This is a genomic window from Mycobacterium sp. NGS29 (genome assembly GCF_059812965.1).
In genome coordinates this window covers 1-23,090 of record NZ_JCALDR010000028.1, presented here as the reverse complement: position 1 = coordinate 23,090, position 23,090 = coordinate 1, and the positions used below count along the sequence as shown (strand labels likewise).

The following is a 23,090-nucleotide window of genomic DNA, read 5'->3' as shown; positions in this document are numbered from 1 at the left end:
GCGGGGCTCACTCGACGACGGTGAAGTTGCCCTCGCCCGCCAACGCCGCTTGGACCTGCTCTCGGGTGAGTTCGACATTGGTCGAAACACGCACTGCGGAGGTGCCTTCGGCATTCAACTCCACGCTGACCGCATTGACGGGCCGCAGCGACGTGAGTGCGGTGGTGATGGTGGCGACGCAGCCCTGGCAGTGCAGTCCGGCTACCGAAAATACTTGTTCAGCCATGGTTTACCTCATATCTGTGTCCGAAGTTACGCAGCCGCAGGCTATTCGACACGACGAAGAAGGACGAGAACGCCATTGCGGCACCGGCGATCAGCGGATTGAGCAGTCCGGCGGCGGCCACCGGGATCGCGGCGACGTTGTAGCCGAACGCCCAGATCATGTTCATCCGGATCGTGCGCATGGTGGCGCGCGCCAGATCCAGCGACTGCGGCACGATGTCGAGATCGTCGCGAACCAGGATGATGTCGGCAGCGCCGATAGCGACGTCGGTGCCCCGCCCGATCGCCAATCCCAAATCGGCGCAAGCCAAGGCGGGGCCGTCGTTGATCCCGTCGCCGACCATCGCGACGGTCCTGCCCTGCTCGCGCAGTCCTTGGATCACATCGACTTTGCCCTGCGGCAGCACGTCGGCGACGACTGTGTCGATGCCCACCTGAGCGGCGATCGAGTCGGCCGCCGCCTTGTTGTCGCCGGTGAGCAGCACCGTCTGCAGCCCGCGCTGGTGCAGTGCGGCGATCGCGTCGGCCGCTGAGTCCTTGACGGTGTCGGCGATCGCGATCGCCGCGCGCGCCGTGCCGTCCACCGCGACGAACACCACTGTCTCGCCGCGTGTTTCACCGTCGGCGCGGGCGGACTCCAGCAGGGCGGCTCCCGGCGCTGTGCGGGTGACCCACGTCGGCTTGCCCACCTCGACATGGCGGCCGTCCACGACCCCCGATACCCCACAACCCGCTACCACGACGAAATCGTTGACGGGCAACGGGTCTGGAGAGGCGGCCACGATCGCGGCGGCGACCGCATGCTCGGACGCCGCTTCCACGGCCGCGGCCAGCGACAGGACTTCATCGCGGTCGTGCCCGTCGGCGGTCGTCACCGAACTGACCGTGAGTTGCCCGACCGTCAAGGTGCCCGTCTTGTCGAACACCACCGTGTCGACGCTGCGGACGGTCTCCAGCGCCCGGTAACCCTTGATGAAGATCCCGAGTTGCGCGCCGCGCCCCGAGGCCACCATCATCGCCGTCGGCGTCGCGAGTCCCAGCGCGCAGGGACACGCGATCACCAGCACGCCGAGCGTCACCGAAAAGGCGCGATCGGCACCGGCGCCGGCCACCAACCACCCGGCCCCGGCGACCAGCGCGATGGCGAACACCACCGGAACGAACACGGCCGAAATGCGGTCGGCAAGGCGTTGCGCCCGAGCCTTCTGCGCCTGCGCCTCTTCGACGAGGCGGACCATCGCGGCGAACTGGGTGTCGGCACCGACGGCGGTCGCCTCGACGATCAGGCGCCCGTCGAGCACGACGGTGCCGCCCACCACGTCGGACCGCGGAGAGGCGCGGACGGGTTCGGCTTCGCCGGTCATGGCGCTGGTGTCGACGGCTGCGGTGCCTTCGACGACGACGCCGTCGGCGGCGATGGTCTCACCGGGTCGGACGACGAAACGCTGGCGCTTCTTGAGTTCGCCGGCGGGAATCACCAACTCGGCGCCGTCGGGCAGCAGGACCGTCACGTTCTTGGCGCCCAAGGCTGCCAGGGCACGCAGCGCGCCGCCGGCCTTCGATTTGGCGCGGGCTTCGAAGTATCGGCCCGCCAGCACGAACACCGTGACGCCCGCGGCGACCTCCAGGTAGATCGCGTCGCTGTGCAGGATCGCCTGCCATATACCATGCGTGTCCCGGGGCGGGGTGGGACGGAAGACCGTCGCGAACGACCAGACCGTGGCGGCGGCGATGCCGACCGAGATGAGGGTCTCCATGGACGCCGTCCGGTGGCGGGCGTTGCGCAGCGCGACCGAGTGGAACGGCCACGCGGCCCACGTGACGATCGGCGTCGCCAGCGCCACCAGCACGAATCCCCAGCCGGGGAACCTGGCGCCGGGCACGATGGCGAACATGCTGGACAGGTCGGCCAGCGGAACGAAGAGCACGGCGGCGATCAGCAGTCGCCGCAGCAGGCTGCGGGCGTGGGCGGCGTCGGGGTCGGGGCCGTCCTGGTGGCGGGCTGTCGTCTCGTCGTGCGGTGCGGCTTGGTAGCCGGCCCTCGCCACGGCCTCGCACAGCTCGTCGACCGGGACCTCGACGGCGTCGATGGTGGCGACCCGGGTGGCGAAGTTCACCGATGCGCGTACGCCGGCCATCTTGTTGAGCTTGGCCTCCACCCGCGCTGCGCACGCCGCACACGACATGCCGGAGACGTTGAGCTGGACCCGCTGCGCCAGGTCGGAGCCCTGCACAACAGGAGTCACCACGCCAGGGTACAAGCGGGTCAGGGCGTGCCGGCCACCTGCGCACGGGTCAGTACAGCGGCTACCGGCTGATGATCGGCACCAGGTAACGCGCCGCATATTCGCGCACCGCCGCGGGATCCTCGGTATCGAGGCGGTCGGTGGGGAACACGATAATCCCGACGGCGACCCGCAACAGAATGTCGGCGATGTTGGCCAGGTCCGCGTCAGGCATCTCAGCGCCACATCGGCGCAGCGTGAGCGCGATCCCGTCGGCGAACTGGTTGATCGGGAAGGCCTGCGATCGGGAGAACATGCCCAACAGCTCGGGCTCACTTTCCACGATGCGCGAATACAGGGGTGAGTCCCGGATGAGGCGCACCCCCAGGCCGAAAGCCTCGATCACCGCCTCCTGGGGGTTGCGACCGGTAGTGGCCTGGTCCAGCGTGGTGAAGAATGACTTGCCCTCGCGCCGCACCACGGCTTCGAACAGGTCGTCTTTGCTGGGAAATCGCCGGTAGATGGTGCTCCGGCTGACACCGGCCCGGGCTGCGATGTCTTCGATGTTGGCGCGGCGAACCCCGTAGGTTTCGAACACCGCCCGAGCGGTGTCCAGGATGTTGCGGTCGAGGTCGGTCTCTGTGGACTTGGCAGGCATGGCTGTGCCTCCTCCCTTCCGCACCGGGTTGGCTGTGGCGGTCACCACAGCAGTCGACCTACGCCGCTGTCCTGGGGTACCTTTGAAACAAAGGTACAGTTTTGTGTCTGTGCTTCACAACTGGACTGGGGGGTCCTGATGACTGCTGAACTCGGGTTTGGCTTCGATACCGGCGTGCGCGAAGCGACGCCCATGGTGATCGACGACGTCGACGACACCGCGGTGCTCGGTCCGGACTCGCTGATCTGGAAGTTCTACGGAGACCACCGCACCCAACTCTTCGGATTCCAGCGGGTCGCCGGTACCGAGAATTGCATCGAGCAACTCGGCCAGGGTGTGCTGGACCATTCGGTGATCTTCAGCGACACCCTGGGCCGGGCGAAACGCACCGCGCCGCCGTTGATGAAAACCGTCTATTCTGAGGATCCACACGCGTGGGGCCGCACCGTGCGGGACTTCCACAAGCCGATCAAGGGCACCATCAGCGACGGCTCCCGGTATCACGCGCTCAATCCGGAGTTGTTCTATTGGGCGCACGCCACGTTCGTCGACCAGGTGCTCTACAACACCGACACTTTCATCCGGCGATTGTCGCGCGCCGAGAAGGAACAGATCTTCGAGGAAAGCAAGGTCTGGTTCAGCCTCTACGGTGTCAGTGACCGGGGCCAACCGCAGACCTATGACGAGTTCGTCGCCTACTGGGACGGCATGCTCGAGCGATTCGTGCCGCACAAGACGGTGCTGTACGGCACCGGTTACATCCGCAAAGGGATCCCGGGACCGCGCCGGATTCCGCGGCCGATCTGGAAGGTGCTGTCCGCGCCGCTGAACGCCTATACCCGGCTGATCGTCGCCGGAACCTGCCCGCCGCAAATGCGCGAAGTTTGTCAGCTGGACTGGAACGCCAAGAAGGAAAAGCGATTTCAGCGGTTCGCCGCCGTGATGCGAGCGCTCAATCCGCTGTTCAACCGATTGCCGCTGCGCGTGGTCTATGCGTCCTGGGCGGCGGACGCGTGGGAGCGGGTGGGGATCGACCCCCGCACGATCAATAACCGCTGAATCCCTGGTGGCGGGTCGCCCCGGAACGCGACAGCTGCCACCCTGATGTTTCAGAGTGGTTTGCGTGGCCGACTTTTCGTTGTTGGACGTACCGAGGCGGGAACCGGTGCCGGACCCCGACGCATATCTGCGTGCCGCCATCGCCTGGCACTTCGGCGAGGAGACCGGCAGCCGGTTCTGGTTGCGCACTCGTGAGAGCTGGATTTCGATCCGCTGACCAGCCAGGCGTCGTGCGGGACTGGATCGAGGACTTGAATTTCCGTGGTGACCATGGGTCACAATGGGAGGGCACAGGTCGAACGCAACCGGGAGACGCAGCCATGAATCTGGTACAGGCGGCTCTGCAGACGGGCGTCGACCGCCTAGCCAATCCGGCGCGCACATCGGATCCCGACAAGTTGCGCAACGTGGTGGCCGGCCTGACCGTGCTGGTGACCGGTGCTTCATACGGCATCGGCGAAGCCACTGCCCGCAAACTGGCCGCGGCCGGAGCGACGGTGTTGATCGTGGCCCGGTCCGCGGAGCGACTCGACGACCTCGCCGCCGCGATCAACGCCGGGGGCGGACGGGCGGTCGCCTACCCGACTGATCTCAGTGACGAGACCGCCGTCAGCGTGCTGACCAAGCAGATCAACGAGACTCACGGACCACTGGACATCGTGGTGAGCAACGCGGGCAAGTCGCTGCGCAGGTCGCTGCAGGACCAGTACGACCGGCCGCACGACTTTCAACGCACGATCGACATCAACTACCTCGGGCCGATCTGGCTGCTGCTGGGACTGCTGCCGGCGATGCGCGAGGCGGGCGGCGGGCACGTCGTCAACGTCTCCAGTGTCGGCGTACGGGTGGTTCCCGGACCACACTGGGGCGCCTACCAGGCGTCCAAGGGAGCCTTCGACCGCTGGCTGCGCAGCGTGGCGCCCGAACTGCACGGTGACGGCGTCCGCGTGTCGACGATCTACTTCGCGCTGGTGCGCACCCGGATGATCGAGCCCACTCCGCTGCTGGGCCGGCTCCCGGCGCTGACTCCTGATGAGGCGGCCGATGCAATCGCAAAGGCCATCATCGAACGGCCCCGCACCAGCGAACCACCGTGGGTGTGGCCCGCCGAACTCGCCTCGGTACTGCTGGCCGGGCCGGCCGAAACTGCGGCCCGATTGTGGCACCGCCGGTTTACTGCACAGCCCCGTCCCGGGCTAGCGTGACGATCGTGACAGACAGCGTGCTGGGCACGGCAGCTCGTGCGGTGCTGTCGTCGGGTCTGCTCGCCCCGCCCGGGCCGCTGACGGCGCTGCGGCTGGTGCGCGAGGTCGCCCGGGGTGGCACCAACCTCTTCACGCTGCTGGCGGTTTCGGCGGCGCGGTGGCCTGACCGCACCGCGATCATCGATGACGACGGTGCGTTGAGTTACCGCGAGCTGCAGGCGATGACCGAATCGCTGGCGCGTGCGTTGTGCGACGCCGGCGTCCGGACTGGCCAGCCGGTTGGGGTCATGTGCCGCAACGGACGCAACTTCCTCGCGGCGGTGTTCGCCACCGGCCTGGTGGGCGGCGACGTGGTGCTGGTGAACACCGAATTCCGTACTGACGCGCTGGCCGGCGCCTTGGACGCACATCAGATCCTGACGATGTGCTGCGACAACGAGTTTCTGCACCAGATACACCAAACCGCCGAGTCCATCACAGCAATCGACCCGCAGCAGGTCGAGCCGCGGGCCGGTCCGCGGCCCAAGGTCGCGCGGTCGGGCCGGATCATTCTGCTGACGTCAGGAACCACCGGCGTTCCCAAGGGGGTGCCGCGCACCCCGAAGGTCAGCTCCGGACTGGGTGTCGGCGTCACGGTTCTCGAGCGCACCGGGCTGCACATCGGCACCCGAATGGCCATGGCAACACCGATGTTTCACGGTCTGGGTTTCGGCATGCTGACGCTGACTGTCAGCCTGGGCGGAGCTGTCCTGACCCATCGGCGCTTCGACGCTGAAGCAACTCTGGCGCAGGCATCGCTGCACCGGGCCGACGCTTTGAGTGCGGTGCCCATCATGCTGGCCCGCATCCTGGACCTGCCGGAACGAGTTCGGGCGCGAAACCCGTTGCCCTGCTTGCGAGTAGTGGTGTCCAGCGGCGACCGGCTCGATCCCGGACTCGCCCGGCGTTTCATGGATGAATACGGCGATGTGGTCTACAACTTGTACGGCTCCACCGAGGTCGGAATCGGATCTCTGGCGACACCGGCCGAGCTGCGGCGCTTCCCGGAGACCGTGGGCAGGCCCGTCGCGGGATGCCCCGTCCGCATCTACAACCGCAGCGGCAGGCCGGTCGGGCCGAGGGTTACCGGGCGGATATTCGTTGGTGGCGAACTGAATTCGGAAGGCTACATCGGCGGCGGAGCCAAGACGGTGATCGACCGGATGGCCGGCACCGGGGACATGGGCTACCTCGACGAAGCCGGCCGGCTGTACATCGTGGGCCGTGAAGACGACATGATCGTCTCCGGCGGTGAGAACGTCTATCCGCGTGCGCTGGAAAACGCGCTCGCCAGCCATCCCGGCATCGTCGAGAACGCGGTGGTCGGTGTTCCCGACGAGCAGTTCGGCAAGCGCCTGGCAGCGTTCGTTGTACTGCGGCCGGACGCAGACGTAGACGAGTCCGCCCTGCGAGAGTTCCTGAAGGGCAAGGTTTCCCGCTTCGAGCAGCCTCGGGACATCAATATCGTCGACAGCATCCCGCGTAATCCCGCGGGAAAGGTGATCCGCCGGGAGCTGTCCGGGTAGCGACAGGGCAGGTCGTCAAGCGGGTTCGTCGTCGTGTTCGGGGTTGAGGAGTTTTTCGGGGTGGTGGTAGGTGTTGGTTCTGGGTTGGCCGTGGTCTTGGTGGGGTGGGGGGAGCCATTCGCGGCGCCACCGCCAACAAACTAGTTGGCCGCTACAGTGGTCGCACGGCCGGCGCATTGGGAACTAATGACTTACCCGACTTTAACGGGTTAGTGCGGCTGCCAACAGATTTCATCTTGAACCCGATTGGCCGCGCATAGGCTATAGTTGGCGGTGACCCCCCGCATTGAGCAGGCCCTGCAGGAGCTGGGGGCACCACAACGTCGGTCCCGGATGGACCGGCGGGCGGTACGCCATAGCTAGGAGTGACGCAGCACGAAGCGGCGTCCACGCACGATAACCAGAGGGAAGCGCAGGGCATCCCGGCTCAGGGATTCGTGCGAAATCGACCGAGTCGAATCGGAGATTTCGCACTATGTCCGTCGCAACCACGAAGTCCTTCCCCAATCTGCGGCCCGCCCCGTTTCTCACTTCTGGCCAGCTCGGCAAGGCCACCGGCCTGCCACAGAGCCGCATCCAAGAGCTAGTGCCCAAGGGCCTGCCCGCTTATCAACTCGATCAGCGCAGGTATGTCTACGACCGCGAGGAAGCCGTCGCCTGGCTGGTCGAGCACGGCTACTTGGTCGACCCATATCGAGCCGCCATCAAGGCCCTGGTCGATGACGCCCCACCCCTGAGTGCTGAGCAGGCCGCAAGGATCACAGCCGTCCTGGGCGGCGCCGCGTGACTCATGCTATGGCGCTAAATTGTTGTGCTGCAACGCAATTGACCACTAGACAATAATGCCGCCGGGCCGGGCCTCTGGCCTCGACGCACTGCCCGGCGGCATCACCGCCAACGACTCTCCCGAGTCCGCCCTCCGAAGGCACCACCCATCCGAAAGGACGAAGTGAATACTACCGCCGACATCGGTATCGACGCTGCTGCGAACCCCGCCTCGCACATCAGCGGTCCGCATCTGGCCGCCCTATGGAATGTCGATCCGACAGCGACTGTGGGCGAGATCTTCGGCTACGAACGTGGTCAGATTGTCGTGGAGTGGCTGCGTCGGACGGTCTATCACGGGCGCCTACTGGTCGATCACCTCACCGGTAAGCCCGATCTAGACCCGTGGATTGAGGACGTGCCGGTGATCCCGGCGGACATGGTGGCCGAGGGGTTCACTGACCGAAATCTGGAACTGCCGAGGCGCCGGGAGGTGCGCGATTTCGCCGATGCCGATGGCAGCACCGACCCTGAGGTCGAGCTGCTTCGGGCGAAATACGTTCCGGACCCTGACCTGGACGCCGCCGCCAGTGCGGAGGAGAAGCGCATTAACGGCGTGCCGGAGTCGATCTACAACGCCCTGACCGCCGACGAGAGGTTCAAAGTCGACAAGCACCTGGTGATCGCCCCTCCGCAAGCGCCAACGGCGGTGGCGCATTGGCTGGTCCGCGAGGAGTTCAGCAGCCGCGAACTGCTGCCGCCTCCGAAGGACAATCCGCGCCGCCGCCGTCGGGTGTGGATGCGGCGACTCGTCCGCATTGATCAGGTCTGGTACTCCTACGAGCGCACCGCTGCCGGCGGTCCGCCGGGCTGGGTCGCACACACCGATCCCGAGTGGATGCGAGGCCAGCTGCGCAAGGTGTTGAAGAAGTTCTGGTACATCAAGTTTCGCAAGGTCAACGGCGGCAACGAATATGAGCTGAAATGGTGGAGCCCTGACACGCGCACGTTGACGATGGTCGAGGACGCGCTAGCCGACGAACTCAGTGCCGGGACCGGCACCGCACCGCGTGAGTTGCCCGACGTGTACGGGCAGTTTTACGGAGTCTACAGCGGCGGCACGCGCGTTCTGGTGCGCAACGGGGTGCTCGACATCGAGACCTGCCAGGTGGCCCTGAACACGCCGTTGTGGTTCAGCCTCGCCCGTATCGAGGCCGACTGGAGCCGCCGCGCTGATCCGTATGCCGATTGTGACTGGTTGCGGATGCTACGCGACCAGTGGGCGACTGATCCCGGCGCGATCACCTGCTTGCAGCAGTGGTTTGGGTATGTGCTGAGCGGTCGCACCGATCTGCAGAAATGGATGTTGATCATCGGCCCCAGTGGCAGCGGCAAGTCCATCATCGCCGATGTTCTCGGCACACTGCTCGGGGTAGTCAGTGCGACCAAGCTCGACACGCTCAACAGCTCGTTCGGATTGCAGTCTCTGTACGAGACCGGGGCGACGTTGGCCGTCATGAGCGACATCCGTTTCGGCGCCCGCGATTCCAGCACAGCCGTGGGCAACCTCCTGGCTATCACGGGTGAAGACGAGGTCACCGTCGAGCGCAAGTACAAGACGGCGGTTTCAGCCCGGCTGCCGGTGCGGTTTCACGGATCAGCGAACGAGATGCCGCGCTGGTCCGACAACAGCAGCGCCCTGCAGAAGCGGGCGCTGATCCTAGAGACGTCCCGCGGATTCCGAGGCACCGACGACGACGATCCCGGCCTCAAGAACCGCATCATCGCCGACGAACTCGGGCACGTACTGCGTTGGGCCGTAGAAGGTCTGGCCCTGCTCACTGCTGCGGGCGGCCGATTCACCCGCAGCAGTGGCGCCGACGAATTGGACGCTGAACTGTCGGAGTTATCGTCGCCAGTCCGCACGTTCGTCAACGAGTGCTGCGAACTCGGCACAGCCGAAGACTTCGTCGACCTCAAACCTCTCTACACCGTGTGGCAGGGTTGGGCCGAAACCAATAACACCGGCAAGGGCATGAGTCAGAACAAGTTCCGCGCCGCCCTGAAGGCGCTGTACCTGGATCCGGTTAAGCCGGGGCAAAAGGCCCTGCCCGATGGGAAGCCGGGAAAGTGGTCCGTCGTGTGGGGTATCCGGCGCGCGCAGGCCGCCGTCACCAGCAGGGGCAATAACGGCCAGCCGGTGCCGCGCATCGTGTCAACCGACCCAGTCGGCGATCCCTGGCGCGGCAACAGATGATTGCATTTTCTGGCGGCCCGCACCGGGTTATCCCGATACGCCACTACGTTAGGTGACCGGGTTACGGCCTTCGCCAGGCCGGTGCTTGGCTTTGCGGCGCCAGATCGCCCACGCCGTGCACGACGCGACGAAGGTTACCGACATCGTCTAACCCGGTCATAACCCGTCGTGCCGCACCGAATTTAAGAATTTGCACGGCTCCGCATATATGCAGGCAGTGGGGTCATCTCGCGTCGTCGGGATCGAGTAGTAACCCACCTAACCCAGTCAACCCAGATAATTGGTTCACAAATTGATAAGAGGGATCGTATCGGAGACAACAGTTTTGGTCGCATAACCCGGTTGACTGGTTACGGGTCATCGACCCGCCGCCCGCAGCCGCCCGGCGACCGCCGCCCCATTGCTCCACGGTTGATTCCGCACCGAGGTTCGCACCACAGTGAGGTACAAGTGAGGTATGTCTGGACCGTCGATGTCGCGTCAGGACTCCCGCGCCCGAGCCGAGCGCGTAGTACTGGCCAGGGCGGTACTGCGGACGCCGTGGCGCGAGATCATGCGCACCGAAGGGTTTAAGTCCATCGGCGCCGTGCAGCAGACCTACAAACGGGAGATGGCGCGGCGCCGGCTATCAACGCACGATCTGGCCGACCTAACGGCGCAAGAGATTCTGGAACGTCGCGATACAACCACCCGCATCGCGGTGTCTCAGCTGACTGAGGCCCGCCGCAACGGTGATGTGTCGGGTGTGGCCGCGATGCTCCGGGAGATCAGGCAGAACGATGTTGAAACGGCGAAGATGCTAGGTCTCTACGAACCGCAGCGGGTTGATGTCAACGTCAGCGCCGATCCGACGGCCATCATCAATCGGATGGAAGCCGAACTTCTGGCGCTGGTTGCGCAGCGCCGATCGCAACACCAGTTGCCGGGCAACATCATTGAAGCGGAGGTAGTCCCATGACGATCACCAGCACCACCGAGGACGCCATCAAGGCGGCTGCGTCGGTTGCACGAGACATTGCCGACGGCAGGCTGGCTCCGGACGCCCTGGAACAGCGGGTAACGGTCGAACTGCGCCAGCTTTTCGGCGCGGTCGTCGGCCCCGACGATGTGTGCTGGCCGCTGCAATGCGAGGTGGCGCGCCAGGCAGTTGCCCACGGTGCCTTAACTTCGGATGAGCTTCGAGAATGGGCCGCCGTCCTGGACCGCCAGCGGGCCGGCGACCCGCTGCCCGACCCCGATCCTGCTGAGGCCATGCCGGAGCCGGTGCAGGGCGCAAGCGAATCGCACAGTCCCGAAGCGGTGGCCACCGACGCCGATCCCGAGCCGATGGCCGAGGTCGCGCCGGACCGGGTGGCCGACGAGCCTCGCCGCGTCGGTGAACAGGGCTACGACCCGTTGGCTCACTGGTCACCGGGTGGTACCCAGCATCGGAGCTGACTGACGACCGTGAATAAAAGCGAAATTGCCACGGCCGCCGGCCAGTTGCGGGTCATCCTGCAAGCAATCGAGCGCGGCGAACTGGACGCCAACGCAACTGTGCACGCCAGGTTGGAAGGCGCGGTGGTTGCACTTGAGACGCTGGCTGCGTCTAATTCATAAAGCAAACGGTCCATTGCTATCTTTTGGTATATGATTGAGGCGTGAGCACAGCCACCATTGCCGCTGCCCTCGACCGCACCCGTACCCGCCGAGGCCGCTCGATCGGTCCTGCACCAGCTGGCAGTGCGGTGGCCTACCTTCGCGTGAGCACCGATGAGCAGGCCGAGTCCGGTGCCGGTCTTGCAGCCCAGCGCAGCGCTATCGAAGCCGTCGCCACAGTGCGCGGGTGGACCATCGCCACCTGGCACGAGGACGGCGGCATCAGTGGCGGCAAAGCACCCCACCAGCGGCCTGGCCTGGCCGCTGCGCTCGATGCAGTACAGACCGGCCAGGCCGAACGGTTGATCGTCGCCAAGATTGATCGGCTCAGCCGCAAGTTCCGCGACGCCGTGGACCTGATGGAAACGGCAGCCGACGAAGGCTGGCCGTTGTACATCGCGGACATCGACGCCGACCTGACGACCTCGAACGGTCGTCTGGTCGCGCGGATGCTGGCCGCAATTTCTGAGGACGAACGCGACCGTATTCGTCAGCGGACAAAGGCTGCACTGGCGGCGAAGAAGGCTGCCGGCATCCGGTTGGGCAGGCCGTCCATCCTGCCCGTCGAGGTCGTCGCCCGCGTAGTTGCTGAGCGCACCGCCGGCGTCAGCTTCGCCAAGATCGCCGATGCCCTCAATGCCGACGCCATACCGACGGCGCAAGGTGGAGCGCGGTGGTATCCGGCCACCGTGAAGGCTGTGGCTGACGGCCAGGACGCGGCGACGCTGCGCGCTGCCGAGTTGACGTGACGGACTAGTCCATCATCTTGATAAGACTCCGCGCGGGGGTCTCCTAGGTGCTCATCCCACGGGCAGCTTCAACACCCGATTGTTGGCAGGGTCGGTGACGTAGACGTTGCCCGCACCGTCCACAGCCACCCCGCCGGGGTGACCGAGGCCGGTGAAAGGAAGTACCGATTGGGCGCCGGAAGCCGCCATCAGCTTAAGAACACGATCGTTTTTGTAGTCCGCGACGTAGATGTTGCCCGCACTGTCCACCGCCACTCCCGAGGGCTGCTTGAGGCCGGTGAAAGGTAGTACGGACTGCATGCTGTCTGCTCCCGACGCCAGCTTGACGACGCAATCACCGAGGGTGTCAGCGACATAGACGTTGCCCGCGCCGTCCACCGCTACCGCAGACGGATCCTTGAGAGCGAGACCAGTGAACGGCAGCACTGTCTGGTTGGCGGCCCCCGCCGCCAACTTCAGGATTCGTTTGTTGGCGCTGTCGGTGACGTAGAGGTCGCCGGCACCGTCCGCCGCCGCCCCCTTCGGCAAGTTGAGGCCGGTGAACGGCAGCACGGTCTGGTTGGTAGCCCCCGCCGCCATTTTCAGCACCTGATTGTTGCCGGGAACCCGATTGTTGGCGGTGTCGACGACGTAGACGTTGCCCGCGCCGTCCGCCGCCACGTACAACAAGAAGTTGAGGCCGGTGAAGGGCAGCACTGTCTGGTTGGTGGCCCCCGCCGCCAACTTCAGTACCCGATAGTTGTTGCCGTCGGTGACGTAGACATTGCCCGTGCCGTCCACCGCAACCCCTGACGGGTAGTTGAGGCCCGTGAACGGAAGCACAACCTGCACGCCGTAGGGTCGCGCCGATGTTGGGTCTGCCACGCCGGAGACGCGAGTCGTCGCGGTTCCCGATTTCGACGATTTATCGTCTGAGCAGGCACTCAACCCGGCGTAGATCCCCACGGCCACGAGCGCGACGCCGAGGACTCCCGCGATAGTCTTTCCGACCAAACTCCGTTGGCTGGAATGGTCAGCTTTGCCGCGAGCGGAAGCGTCGACAGTTGTCGAATCGTCGGTTACCGTGTTCGCTGCGAGGGCGACCCCGAGCTTCGTGGTTGTCTGTTCGCCGCACTTGGCGCACTTGAACTGCGTCCGCGCGCTGTCAGCCGGAAGTTTTAGCCGCGCAGCGCAATGTGAGCAGATGACGAGCCGCTTGGTGTCCGTCATCGGGTAGAGGCTTTTATTGCTTTCGCCGTCACGGTCGCGATTCCCCTTCCAGCGATGGGCATTGATGGTGATAGCGGATGCTACTTATAAGTCTGTAGACGCTCAAGTAGCAGGTCGGCACTGTCGATTTCGCTATGGAAGGCGATCTGCAGCGAACTTTGGGCCGCAATCTGCGCGCGGTCCGGGATGGCCGTGGGTTGAGCCAAGAAGCATTCGCATTGATGCTCGGTGTGCATCGAACCTATATGGGCGGCTTGGAGCGCGGCGAGCGGAACCTCACGCTCAAAGCTGTGGAACGGATTGCGCACGTGCTGAACGTCGACCCGCTGGACCTTCTCGCTGACGAAGGTGGGGTACACGGCGAATCCGGTTGATCCTCGGACGGCCGCATCTCACTCGGTTTTCTATCCGCGCGGTCAATTGCGGGCCGCCGGCCCCGCACACGCAGAATTGTAATAACTGCGGGTTATTACAATTCGTTCACGCCGCAGGACGTTCATGCTACTAAACATCCAAACTTGTTGTGAAGCAACATATTTCGTCTCGCGCCTGGCAGCGCCAGTTCGACGCTTCGCCGCACCGCCGAGGTCTACGTTGGCGATATGCACAGCACGATCTTCACCAATCCGACGGAGCGTACTGCGGCTGGCCACTCGGCATCGCTAGCTTCGCTCAAGTCGCGCGGCGTGCCAGACGACGACCCGCGCGTAGTCGCTGCCCGTGAGGGGCTGGCCTTCCACCGCGTACTACGCGCGATCGACGGGGAGGCGGGCCAGCTCTCGGCTGCCGGGGTCGATGCCCTGGTTGCCCGGCTGCGTGAGGCGGTGGCCGGATGATCCCCGGCGCGAAATACGGCACCCCAGCATTCCTCGCGTCGCAGCTGCCGCAGCCGCGTCCGATCTACACGCAAGAACAGATCAGCGACCGGCGGCGCAAACGGTTGCCGATCTATGCGTGGTCGGCCGACTGGTCGCTACCCGTCGAGGTGGCCGCGATCTGCTCGGGGCTGGCCGAACGTGTTGCCGCCGCATCCAATCCGGCCGCTTATCTGCGCGCGGTCGCCGAGCTGGCCGACGCGGTGCACCAGGCCGTGCACGTCGTGGTCGGGTTGCTCGCGCAGGCCGACGCCGAACGCCGGACACGCCACCTCGGGACCGATGAACGAGGCCGGTCGATTCGTGCCGTGGTTGACCTTGCCGAGCGGCCCGCCGCGCCCGAGGTCACCAGCGAAGAACTGGTGTCGGGCACCTGGTCGACGACCCTGGTCGCGCTAGCCGAGCCGTACAGCGCAGCTCTGGCCCGGCTGTTGGGCGGTGCGGCAACGCCGACCGTCAGCGACCGGCTGCTTGCCGCGCTGGTCGAGGTAGACGCCGCAGCGGGTGCGCTGGGACGCCGGCTCGACCGCGAGCGGGTGTACCAGGCGAACCGTACCGGCAATCGCACCCCGTCGCCGGCTGACCGTGCACGCGCAGAACTTCACGAACTAGGAGTGCTATGACCGCCCCGCCAGTCGAGACCTACAGCAGTTTGTTGCCAGTGCCGTTCGCGGTGCCGCCGGTCAACCCCTCACCACAAGGGCTGTACGCCGCGACCAGCTGGACCGAGGTCACAGGACCGTCGCGGCACCTGGCCGGCGTTGAAATCCGGCCGGCGGGCAACTACGGCGGCGAAGACGCCTCGGGCCTGTGGGGTGCTGACTGGTGTGGCGTGCCGCCGTTGAACACCACGCCCCGCAAGGAAGGCGGACGGCCCGAGGGGCTGGACCCGTTCGCACCTGTGACCATCTGGGCATATGACGAGTGCGACGTGACCGCGCCGTCGCGTGCCGAGGTCCAGCAGCGGGCAGCGCAAATTTTCCGGTTGCGGGAACAGGTATCCGTGGAGCGCGAGTTCGCTAACCGGCTGCTGACCGACGCCGGCACGCCCGAGCAGGTCGACGCCTTCACGGTGGCGGTTGGCTACCTGGAAGCCGAGTTCGCCCGCACCAACACGGTCGGATTCATCCACCTCGGGGCGCAGTGGGCGGTGGTGGCGGCGGCGTCCCAGCTCATCGGCAAGTCAGGGACCCGGCAGGTCAGCCCACTCGGGCACACGTTCGTCTTCGGCGGCGGCTACGTCGAGGGGTTGGACGACACCCTGGTAGCGACCTCGCAACCATTCGGATGGCGCGACGAAACGGTGCTGCGCACGGCCATAGACGAACGACACAACATCTTCGCCGCCATCGCCGAACGCACCGTGCTCGTTGGCTACGAGGCCGTCATTGGCGCGGTGACGGTGACGCCGTGAGTACTGCAACGCTTACGTCCGACCGGCCCGATTCCTATGCGGGGCCGCGCTGCCAGTCCTGCGACGGGCCGTGCTGGCTGTGGAAGGGCAGCGTGCACGGTTACACCTGCACGGCCTGCCTGACGGCCTACCTCGACGCCAGCGCGTCCAGAGCTGCCGAACGCGACCGCGCGGACCGTGCCCAAACGCTGCGCAGATTGTTCGGCAACAACACCCCGACGTTGGTCACTTCGGAAGGCCGGCGTCGGGACGGCGGTGGTCTCGCGCTATGTGCCGCACCCCGTCCCGGCGTCGGTCACTAATCGAAAGGTCAAGCGGCACAATGACACTCACCTTCGCGGACATCAAACCGAGCGAGTGGGCGCATATGGCGAACTGCGTCCACGAAGCTGCCCACGCGACCATCGGCGTCCTGTACGGCGCAGAGCTGCGGAGCGCGGTGGCCACGCACAGCCGCGTGACGGGCGTGGAGGGGTTGACCACGTTCAGCGACCGCCCGCACGGACGCGACCCTGAGATTGCCTACGCAGGGCCGTATGGCGAGGCGAAGTTCTTGGCCGGTGGTCGCCGCCCGACCCAAAAGGCTCTGTTCGCCCTGTTCGCGGGCGGTGGACACAAAGACGACCAAGTTTTGAGCCGGGCCGGTGGCACGCATACGGGCATGGGCGCGCAGCCGCTGATCGACCACGCCTGGCCGGCCATCATTCGCGTTGCCAAACAGCTTCACCGAGCCGGCGAAGTCCACCAGCGCGGCGTACTCGCGGCGCTGGGCGTCACTGACGGCGGCGGCTTGACCTCCGTGCAGTTGGCCGGCATCCGGTCACGGTGCCGCACGGTACCGCCACTCACCACCAGGAAGCCGGTACCGGTCCAATAACTCCGGGCCAGGCCGAGCCTCGGCGGCCTGACCGGAGAACAACGAACCCAACGACAGACCCGAGGAGTTCTAATGTCCATCACCAGCATTCCTGCAGTCGATCCATTTCGCGACTTCTGGCTGCCTGACTATTGCCCGAGCTGCAACCCCGCCGGCCACCGTGCAGACAGCTGCACGCGCAAGGCTTCACAGACCGAGCCCGACGCCATCACCTGGGGTGGCGGCAAGCGGCTGGTGTGCGAGTACTACTGCGACCAGTGCGGCCACCAGTGGAAGCGCGGCGACCTCTGGACCGCCAGCGAGGCCGGCTTCAATCCCAGGAAGGCATCGTGACTGCGGTGACCGACCCCGTAGCCACACTGGCCGCAGCTCGGGCCATCGGATCAGCACGCCAGGGCCGGCGGCCTGAGTCGCCCGCTGAGCTGGCCCAGCGGCTGATCCCTGGCTATGTGGTGACGCCGACCATCAAGCTGCTGTCCGCCGAACTGGTGCGCGCCGTCGAGGAACCCGACTCACGGTTGATCGTGACCATGCCGCCGCGCACCGGCAAGTCCGTGCTGGTGTCGCAGGTCTTCCCGGTCTGGCAGCTGTCCCGCGACCCCGACGCCGAGGTCATCGTGAAGTCCTACGGCGATGCTCTGGCCGAGGAACACAGTGCTGCAGCGCGTCGGCTGATCGCCGAGAACGCCGGCGTCGTCGGAATCGAGCTGGCCGCCGATAAGCAGGCAGTGGGTCGTTGGCGGGTGGCCGGCCATCGGGGCGGCATGTTGGCCGGCGGAATCCTTTCCAGCACTACCGGTTTCGGCGCCAACGTACTGGTGGTGGACGACCCGGTGAAGGGCGCACAGGAAGCCGATTCCGACGCCTACCGGCGGCGGTTGATCGCGGAGTTCAAGGCATCGCTGATGACCCGGCTGATGCCGGGAGCCAGCGTCATCATCGTGCTCACCAGGTGGCACCCCGACGACCTGGCCGGGGCGCTACTGGCCGAACCGGGCAGCCGATGGCGTTGTGTGAATATCCCAGCGGTCTCCACGGCCGGCGTGCCGGACGCCCTGCACCGCGACCGAAGCGGCGTCGCTATGACCAGCGCAGTGGGCCGCACAGCCGAGCAATTTCGGGATATTGCGGCCGAGGTCGGTTCCCGTGCTTGGGCTGCCATGTATTTGGGCACTCCGACCACGCCGGAAGGCGGCCTGGTCAAACGGCATTGGCTGGATGATTGGCGGCTGCCGGCGGCGCCGTCAGGGGCCGTCAAGGTGGTGGTTGGCGTGGACCCCGCCGACAGCGGCGAAGGGGACGAAACCGGCATCATCGCCGCCAGTCTGGCCACCGACGGGTCCATCGCGATCATCGCGGACGTATCGGGCCGAATGACCTCGGATCGGTGGGCGCGCCGCGCCGTCGAACTGGCCCGCGATGTCGGTGCCAGCGAAATAGCCATCGAAGCCTTCGCCGCGCGGGCTACCTACACCAGGTTGGTCGTCGAAGTGCTGCCCAAGTACCGGCTGAACCGGCCCGTCAAGATAACCGGCTGGCCGCCCAAGGGCACCGACCGGGGTAAAGGTGATGCGGTGGCCCGCTCCACCGGCTTACTGGCCGCTTTGGAAACTGGCCGGTGCCGGGTGGCCGGCTACCTGCCCGATTTCGAGGCCCAGGCGGTCACTTGGGAGGTCGGCCAGCACCAACCGGACCGGGTGGCGGCGGCGGTGGTGGCCTATGACGTATTGACCCACTCTGTCGGCCAGCAGATGCACGTCGTGTCACCTATCGACATCGAACGTCGCGTCCGCGAGGGCAAGATCGGGCCGCCGCCCGCGTGGATGACCCGGCGAATCGGCGGGTAGCACCAGACCGGCTACAGCGTTGTCAGGCGCGACGCAGATCACCAGCGGGGGCCGCCGGTGGCCCCAGGGCAAACCGGAGCCGTGATCAACGTGCACGGGCTTGTCGGTAGCCGGTCGTACACTCTCGTGCAACCTGCAGCATCGGGCTTCGCTGCGGCAGGCAACCCTATTAGAGCTACTTGACCAGGGAGCGGTTTTGGATCCCCAAGAAGTCATTGATGAGGTGCCCGCACGCCTCGGTCTCGACAACTCAAGCGTGCTGACCAGCGGCGGACAGAAGATCGTGCTCGCTGGAGAATTCGCTGGGGCACCCGCTGTCGCGAAGATCGTGCTTGTGCCTGACAGCCCCATGGCAGACACCGTTATTGCACGAGCCCATCGCGAGGTCGATGTTCTGGCGGCAGTCTCCTCGCCAAATGTCGTTGCGGTGTTAACCGAGGCCGTCGAAATTGGCGACCGCCCGGACGCGATCTGCTGGGCTGAAGAGCGTTTGTCTGGCACTGACCTGACCGTGCTGCTGCAAACGCCGTGGAGCGAAGACGACGTATGGTCGTTGCTCACCGACTTGGCCGCCGGTCTGGCAGCGTGCCATGAACTCGACGTGGTTCATCGCGACCTTTCGCCAGCCAACGTGCGCAAAACCGACGACGGGCGATACGTCCTGATGGACCCTGGCCTGGCAAAGCATCTAGCGAAGACCGCACTGACGGGACAGTTCCAACCCGGCACGATGGGCTTCAAATCTCCCGAGCACGTACCGGGCGGGCGACCAATACCAGCGAGTGACATCTTCGCTCTCGGCATCCTGGCCTATGCCGCGCTATCAGCATCGTTGCCCGTCGTCCCGGGTGCCGACGAGGCCGACTATTACAACCGGCTCCGTACGCAGTCCTGCCCGGACATCGCAACCCAACGCCCCGACATCACTGATGAACTCGCTGCCGTGGTCAATCGCTGTCTGCACCGGCAGCCCGCACGGCGATTTCTCGATGGTGCCGAACTCGCAAACGCTATCGCCACCTCCCAAGGAGCCGAATCATGAGCGGTGTATTGCTTCACGATGGCAGGGCGGGCGGGCACCGCAAGTGGTGCAGGGAAGCAGTACAGGCCGGTCAAGCCAGCGGCGTCATCGTCAGCCCGTTCACGACGCCCCGGATATCGCAGGAACGGCAACCCAGCGCGGCGACGCTGCGCAACGACATGAGCGACCTGGGCGGCGATTTCGTCTTTGATCCGATGACCCACTCCCGGATGCTGGCCACAACGAACAAGATTGACTTCTATGACCAGTGGGAGCTGTGGCCAAACGCGGCTCCGGCGCTGACGACACCGGCTGAGTATCTTGACCACATCGAGCGCGTTTTTCAACGCCAAAGCATGCTGTCAGCGCCGCTGCTCGCGCCGACGGTGCAGCTGTCGTCGCCGATGGGGGCTGAGGTCACCACGGCACTCGAACTCGCTCGAATCGCTCGCGGCCTGGCAGACACGTCCTGGCAGTCGCTGGTGGGTACGCGCACTTTCTGGGCCGCCGGTGCTGATCTGGATGCGTACGTTGGCACCCTTGTCGCTTTGCGCGCGCCGGTCTGGATGGTCACTGTTGCGAACGAAGTGGTGCTCGACTCACTTCCCGACATGGCTGATGTCGCGGCGTTCCAGGGGCTTTGCCGAACGGTCAGATCGCTATCGCTGAGGTCGAGGGTGATCGTCTGCTACGCCGACTACGCCGGTTTGCCTGCCGTCGCAGCGGGTGCCGATACCGTGGGGACTGGATGGCATCGGGCTCATCGGACGTTTGACCCGGCGGCGTTTCGTGTCGATTCCGACGGCGGTATCCGACGCCCTGCGGCGTACGTCACGCAGGGAGCACTGCACGCGGTGCTGCGCCGCGACACTGCGGACCAGATTGCTCGATGGGATGCGGGCCGCGCCGCGCGCATCCGGGGTGGGCCGATGCCTCGAAACGACGGCGAAGAGCGGCTGCACCACCTGCAACAGCTCGCTTTGGTCGTGTCCCTGCTGAACGGAGTTCAGTCCAGCCAACAAAGGTTCGAGCTACTAAGAGACCGATACGACTCAGCCGCAACAGAATTCGATGCTTTGATCGCAGCTATCCCGTCAGTCGCGAACCGGGACAAAGCTGTCTGGTGCACCGCGATGAGAGCGGTACTAGACGCCTACGCCGGGGGCGAAGGGCTTCAGCTGTAGGTGGCTGACCTGTAAAGCCAGGCGCTCGGAGGCGGCGAGGCGAAGTGCGGGTTGGGGCCGACCGATGCGTGGCCTTCGTACCCACTCGTTACGTACCGCTAGGCCGATATTGAAAAGTGCGCAACGCTCGATCAGACCATCCATATCCGCCGGAGCACGGAGCAGCACCAGCGACGAAGCATCACACCATGCGGAGTAACGCAGCGCCTGATCCAGGCCGCGTCGCCAATCAGAGACTTTCGCCTCGAAAGCGTAGGTGCGGCCGATAGGTTCCAGGTCGGCGCGGCGACAGTATCCCTGGCCATGCGCGATCACCATTCCGGCATGGGTAAGTGCCCTTAATCGACGTTCCACTTGCTCCGCGCTCATCCCGGTCACCGAAGCGACGCTGCTGGTCGTCATCGACCGCTTGATACTCAGGGCGGCGACCACGGTGCAGTCGGCAGGACTTTCGATGAATGGGGCACCGATTTCGAGTCTGCGTCTGAGCGCCGGGAAGCCTTTCGTCATGACGAGCAGGTCTGGCACGCCGCGCGGCCCATGGAACTCAACAACACTCAGCAAACCCAGACCGGCACCGGGTAGCTGACTCGCAAGCGCCCTGAGGTCTGCGTCGAGTTCACGCTCAGCTGTGGGTTCGAACCGTTGGCCGCGTCCGCCAGGGGCCTCGAACTCTGCCACTTCAGCCGCGTCGAGGACAGCCGTGGTCGTCACGGGTTGGACACTAGTGGGGGCCTGCGCTCGCCAGGCCGGAATGCCCCACATCCACCGCGCAATGGATTGCAACCGTGACCACAACGTATTCATCCTGTGCAATCACCGCTTCCAGTCAATGTCCACGGTATCGGGGTCGATGCGCTCGCAGCCAGTCGCGGGGTCGCGCTTCAATCGGCCCTTGGGCTGGCGGTGCAGCCGGACGGTGCACAGGGCGTCGATCACGGCCCGCTGGCCCATCAGCGACGCCTCGCGGAACGCCTGGGCCGGGTCGGGTGATTCAGCGATTTTGCCCAGCGCCGCACCGCCTTTGCGGGTGGCCAGCATCTTATCGATCTCGCGCAACTTGGCGGCCACGTTCTCCTTCGCCGATTTCCAGCGGCGTCCGTCGATGATGCCTTCGTCGTACTCGGCGTCGATCTTGGCCAGCCGGGCGCGCAGCTGTTTGGATTCTTCGACCACAGGTTTCATGTCGTCGCCGACCGGGGTCAGCAGCGCCGACAAGTCGGGGTCGGCCAGCCGTTCAGCGATCAGATCGAGCACGAACGCATCAACATGGCGGTGATCGCGGGTGAGGTGACCAGAGCAGAAGTACTTTCCGCCGTTGACCGTCTGGACCGGACCGTCGCAGGTGGCGCACAGGTACAGGCCCGACCCGATGTAGCGGCGGTCGGTGCCGTGTTTGGTCTTGCGCGACGGGTCCGACAGTCGGGCCTGGACCACGTCGAAGACGTCCTCGCCGACCAAAGGGGTCCACTGCCCGCGCACCAGGTTGCCGTCGTTGTCGGTGGCGATCTCTCCCTGATACACCGCCCAGCCCGCGTAGCGGGGGTTGGTGAGCATGTCACGGACCGTGCGGGCGTTCCATGGGCGACCGTTGCGGGTAGGAACGGCGGTCTCCGTGAGCATCTTCGTCAACGATCGCAGCGATTCCCCGGCGTAGAACCGCTCGAACACATCAGCCACCACCTTGGCCTCGGCGGGTTCGATGTTGCCGGCGGTGGTGTAGCCAAATAACCGGGGACCGTGGGGGATTCTTCCGGCCTGAGCGTGCTGCTGGAGCGCGCGTTTGTGCCGGGCGGACTTGCGCTCGATCTCGGCGCGGGCCACCGCCAGTTTGATGCGGGCGTACATGCGCCCACCGTCGGTGGTCAGGTCGGCTTCGCCGTTGGTGGTGATCAGCGCCAGCCCGCGCCCTTCGGCGGCGTCGATCCAGTCCTCAAGCTGGCGGGGTTGGCGGGTCAGCCGATCCAAGTCCCAGACCACCAGGGCGTCGAATAGGCCGTCGGCGTAGTCGCGTTGCAGGTCGGCGTAGCCGGGCCGGTGCTTGCGCGAGTCGCTGGCACTGATCGAGTTGTCCCGGTACACCCCGGCCAGGCTCCAGCCGCGCGCCGCGATGATCGCGTGAGCGTCTTCTTCTTGCCGCTGCACGCCCAGACCCTCCCCGGTGTGGTCGAGGCTGATGCGGACGTAGACCGCCGCTCGGCGCGAAAGCTGTTGATTGCGTTGGTCTTTCGATTTGCTGCGGGCAGTGCTGCGGCTGGTGCGTGGGGCGGCGGCGGTTGCGGTCACATATCGACTATAACGTTTGTCAATGGTGTAT

At 65.6% G+C, this 23,090-nt stretch carries 24 protein-coding genes and 2 pseudogenes; 19 read left to right on the top strand and 7 right to left on the bottom strand.

Annotated features, from left to right (window positions below; genetic code table 11):
* Positions 1 to 7: 7 nt before the first annotated feature.
* The 3 genes from AC5Y5Z_RS24230 to AC5Y5Z_RS24220 are packed head-to-tail and all read right to left on the bottom strand — an operon-like array spanning position 8 to position 3,108.
* Complete coding sequence (locus AC5Y5Z_RS24230) at positions 8 to 226, bottom strand: heavy-metal-associated domain-containing protein (RefSeq protein WP_463827858.1); 219 nt, start codon at positions 224 to 226, stop codon at positions 8 to 10.
* A complete protein-coding gene (locus tag AC5Y5Z_RS24225) occupies positions 219 to 2,474 on the bottom strand; it encodes a heavy metal translocating P-type ATPase (protein ID WP_499928002.1) in 2,256 nt (751 codons plus the stop codon). The genes AC5Y5Z_RS24230 and AC5Y5Z_RS24225 overlap by 8 nt, the downstream gene beginning before the upstream one ends.
* Before the next feature lie 58 nt (positions 2,475 to 2,532).
* Positions 2,533 to 3,108, bottom strand: a complete 576-nt coding sequence (locus AC5Y5Z_RS24220; protein WP_463827860.1) for a TetR/AcrR family transcriptional regulator — start codon at positions 3,106 to 3,108, stop codon at positions 2,533 to 2,535.
* Between the two features lie 138 nt (positions 3,109 to 3,246).
* On the opposite strand from AC5Y5Z_RS24220, the gene AC5Y5Z_RS24215 reads away from it, so the two are divergent.
* The 4 genes and pseudogenes from AC5Y5Z_RS24215 (at position 3,247) to AC5Y5Z_RS24200 (ending at position 6,937) form a co-directional block, all read left to right on the top strand.
* Complete coding sequence (locus tag AC5Y5Z_RS24215; RefSeq protein ID WP_499928000.1) at positions 3,247 to 4,167, top strand: oxygenase MpaB family protein; 921 nt, start codon at positions 3,247 to 3,249, stop codon at positions 4,165 to 4,167.
* Positions 4,168 to 4,231: 64 nt separating this feature from the next.
* Positions 4,232 to 4,386: pseudogene (locus AC5Y5Z_RS24210) on the top strand (phenazine antibiotic biosynthesis protein); the annotation flags it as partial.
* 101 nt (positions 4,387 to 4,487) lie between these two features.
* The gene (locus AC5Y5Z_RS24205; protein WP_473138827.1) at positions 4,488 to 5,372 is read left to right on the top strand and encodes an SDR family NAD(P)-dependent oxidoreductase; all 885 of its coding nucleotides are present in this window, start codon (positions 4,488 to 4,490) and stop codon (positions 5,370 to 5,372) included.
* A gap of 2 nt (positions 5,373 to 5,374) precedes the next feature.
* Positions 5,375 to 6,937, top strand: coding sequence for an AMP-binding protein (locus AC5Y5Z_RS24200; RefSeq protein ID WP_499928012.1), 1,563 nt, complete (start codon positions 5,375 to 5,377; stop codon positions 6,935 to 6,937).
* Positions 6,938 to 6,952: 15 nt separating this feature from the next.
* Here the strand turns inward: AC5Y5Z_RS24200 and AC5Y5Z_RS24195 are convergent.
* Positions 6,953 to 7,057, bottom strand: a pseudogene (locus tag AC5Y5Z_RS24195) (hypothetical protein); the annotation flags it as partial.
* Between the two features lie 355 nt (positions 7,058 to 7,412).
* Here AC5Y5Z_RS24195 and AC5Y5Z_RS24190 point away from each other — a divergent pair.
* The 5 genes from AC5Y5Z_RS24190 to AC5Y5Z_RS24170 all read left to right on the top strand — a co-directional run bounded on the left by AC5Y5Z_RS24190 (position 7,413) and on the right by AC5Y5Z_RS24170 (position 12,346).
* Positions 7,413 to 7,724 (top strand): hypothetical protein, encoded by a 312-nt coding sequence (locus tag AC5Y5Z_RS24190; RefSeq protein WP_499927997.1) that lies wholly within the window; start codon positions 7,413 to 7,415, stop codon positions 7,722 to 7,724.
* A gap of 162 nt (positions 7,725 to 7,886) precedes the next feature.
* A complete protein-coding gene (locus tag AC5Y5Z_RS24185; protein ID WP_499927995.1) occupies positions 7,887 to 9,959 on the top strand; it encodes a DNA primase family protein in 2,073 nt (690 codons plus the stop codon).
* A gap of 457 nt (positions 9,960 to 10,416) precedes the next feature.
* Positions 10,417 to 10,917 carry a hypothetical protein gene (locus tag AC5Y5Z_RS24180; RefSeq protein ID WP_499927993.1) on the top strand — a complete coding sequence of 167 codons (501 nt, stop codon included), beginning with the start codon at positions 10,417 to 10,419 and terminating at the stop codon, positions 10,915 to 10,917.
* Positions 10,914 to 11,396 (top strand): flagellar hook-length control protein, encoded by a 483-nt coding sequence (locus AC5Y5Z_RS24175; protein ID WP_499927991.1) that lies wholly within the window; start codon positions 10,914 to 10,916, stop codon positions 11,394 to 11,396. The genes AC5Y5Z_RS24180 and AC5Y5Z_RS24175 overlap by 4 nt, the downstream gene beginning before the upstream one ends.
* A 203-nt stretch (positions 11,397 to 11,599) precedes the next feature.
* Positions 11,600 to 12,346 (top strand): recombinase family protein, encoded by a 747-nt coding sequence (locus AC5Y5Z_RS24170; RefSeq protein ID WP_499927989.1) that lies wholly within the window; start codon positions 11,600 to 11,602, stop codon positions 12,344 to 12,346.
* Between the two features lie 51 nt (positions 12,347 to 12,397).
* On the opposite strand, the gene AC5Y5Z_RS24165 is transcribed toward AC5Y5Z_RS24170, so the two are convergent.
* Positions 12,398 to 13,555: an NHL repeat-containing protein gene (locus tag AC5Y5Z_RS24165; protein WP_499927987.1), complete on the bottom strand. Its 1,158-nt coding sequence runs from the start codon at positions 13,553 to 13,555 to the stop codon at positions 12,398 to 12,400.
* Positions 13,556 to 13,689: 134 nt separating this feature from the next.
* Between AC5Y5Z_RS24165 and AC5Y5Z_RS24160 the strand changes: the two genes are divergently transcribed.
* The 10 genes from AC5Y5Z_RS24160 (at position 13,690) to AC5Y5Z_RS24115 (ending at position 20,773) form a co-directional block, all read left to right on the top strand.
* Positions 13,690 to 13,929, top strand: a complete 240-nt coding sequence (locus AC5Y5Z_RS24160) for a helix-turn-helix domain-containing protein (RefSeq protein ID WP_499927985.1) — start codon at positions 13,690 to 13,692, stop codon at positions 13,927 to 13,929.
* A gap of 312 nt (positions 13,930 to 14,241) precedes the next feature.
* Positions 14,242 to 14,391 carry a hypothetical protein gene (locus AC5Y5Z_RS24155; protein ID WP_499927983.1) on the top strand — a complete coding sequence of 50 codons (150 nt, stop codon included), beginning with the start codon at positions 14,242 to 14,244 and terminating at the stop codon, positions 14,389 to 14,391.
* Positions 14,388 to 15,053, top strand: coding sequence for a hypothetical protein (locus AC5Y5Z_RS24150; protein WP_499927981.1), 666 nt, complete (start codon positions 14,388 to 14,390; stop codon positions 15,051 to 15,053). The genes AC5Y5Z_RS24155 and AC5Y5Z_RS24150 overlap by 4 nt, the downstream gene beginning before the upstream one ends.
* Entirely contained in the window at positions 15,050 to 15,844 is a 795-nt protein-coding gene (locus AC5Y5Z_RS24145; protein WP_499927979.1) for a hypothetical protein, read from the top strand. The genes AC5Y5Z_RS24150 and AC5Y5Z_RS24145 overlap by 4 nt, the downstream gene beginning before the upstream one ends.
* Positions 15,841 to 16,146: a hypothetical protein gene (locus AC5Y5Z_RS24140; RefSeq protein WP_499927977.1), complete on the top strand. Its 306-nt coding sequence runs from the start codon at positions 15,841 to 15,843 to the stop codon at positions 16,144 to 16,146. Before AC5Y5Z_RS24145 ends, AC5Y5Z_RS24140 begins: the two co-directional genes overlap by 4 nt.
* 20 nt (positions 16,147 to 16,166) lie before the next feature.
* The gene (locus AC5Y5Z_RS24135) at positions 16,167 to 16,721 is read left to right on the top strand and encodes a hypothetical protein (RefSeq protein ID WP_499927975.1); all 555 of its coding nucleotides are present in this window, start codon (positions 16,167 to 16,169) and stop codon (positions 16,719 to 16,721) included.
* Positions 16,722 to 16,793: 72 nt separating this feature from the next.
* Positions 16,794 to 17,054 (top strand): hypothetical protein, encoded by a 261-nt coding sequence (locus AC5Y5Z_RS24130; RefSeq protein WP_499927973.1) that lies wholly within the window; start codon positions 16,794 to 16,796, stop codon positions 17,052 to 17,054.
* Complete coding sequence (locus AC5Y5Z_RS24125) at positions 17,051 to 18,568, top strand: terminase large subunit domain-containing protein (protein WP_499927971.1); 1,518 nt, start codon at positions 17,051 to 17,053, stop codon at positions 18,566 to 18,568. Before AC5Y5Z_RS24130 ends, AC5Y5Z_RS24125 begins: the two co-directional genes overlap by 4 nt.
* A gap of 196 nt (positions 18,569 to 18,764) precedes the next feature.
* A complete protein-coding gene (locus AC5Y5Z_RS24120; RefSeq protein WP_499927969.1) occupies positions 18,765 to 19,610 on the top strand; it encodes a serine/threonine-protein kinase in 846 nt (281 codons plus the stop codon).
* Positions 19,607 to 20,773: a hypothetical protein gene (locus AC5Y5Z_RS24115; RefSeq protein WP_499927967.1), complete on the top strand. Its 1,167-nt coding sequence runs from the start codon at positions 19,607 to 19,609 to the stop codon at positions 20,771 to 20,773. Before AC5Y5Z_RS24120 ends, AC5Y5Z_RS24115 begins: the two co-directional genes overlap by 4 nt.
* Here AC5Y5Z_RS24115 and AC5Y5Z_RS24110 read toward each other — a convergent pair.
* Both AC5Y5Z_RS24110 and AC5Y5Z_RS24105 read right to left on the bottom strand, forming a co-directional pair.
* Positions 20,735 to 21,487, bottom strand: a complete 753-nt coding sequence (locus AC5Y5Z_RS24110) for a hypothetical protein (RefSeq protein WP_499927965.1) — start codon at positions 21,485 to 21,487, stop codon at positions 20,735 to 20,737. The two genes, AC5Y5Z_RS24115 and AC5Y5Z_RS24110, sit on opposite strands and share 39 nt — an antisense overlap.
* 102 nt (positions 21,488 to 21,589) lie before the next feature.
* On the bottom strand, positions 21,590 to 23,059 hold the full coding sequence (locus tag AC5Y5Z_RS24105) for a recombinase family protein (RefSeq protein ID WP_499927963.1): 1,470 nt from the start codon (positions 23,057 to 23,059) through the stop codon (positions 21,590 to 21,592).
* Between the last annotated feature and the right edge of the window lie 31 nt (positions 23,060 to 23,090).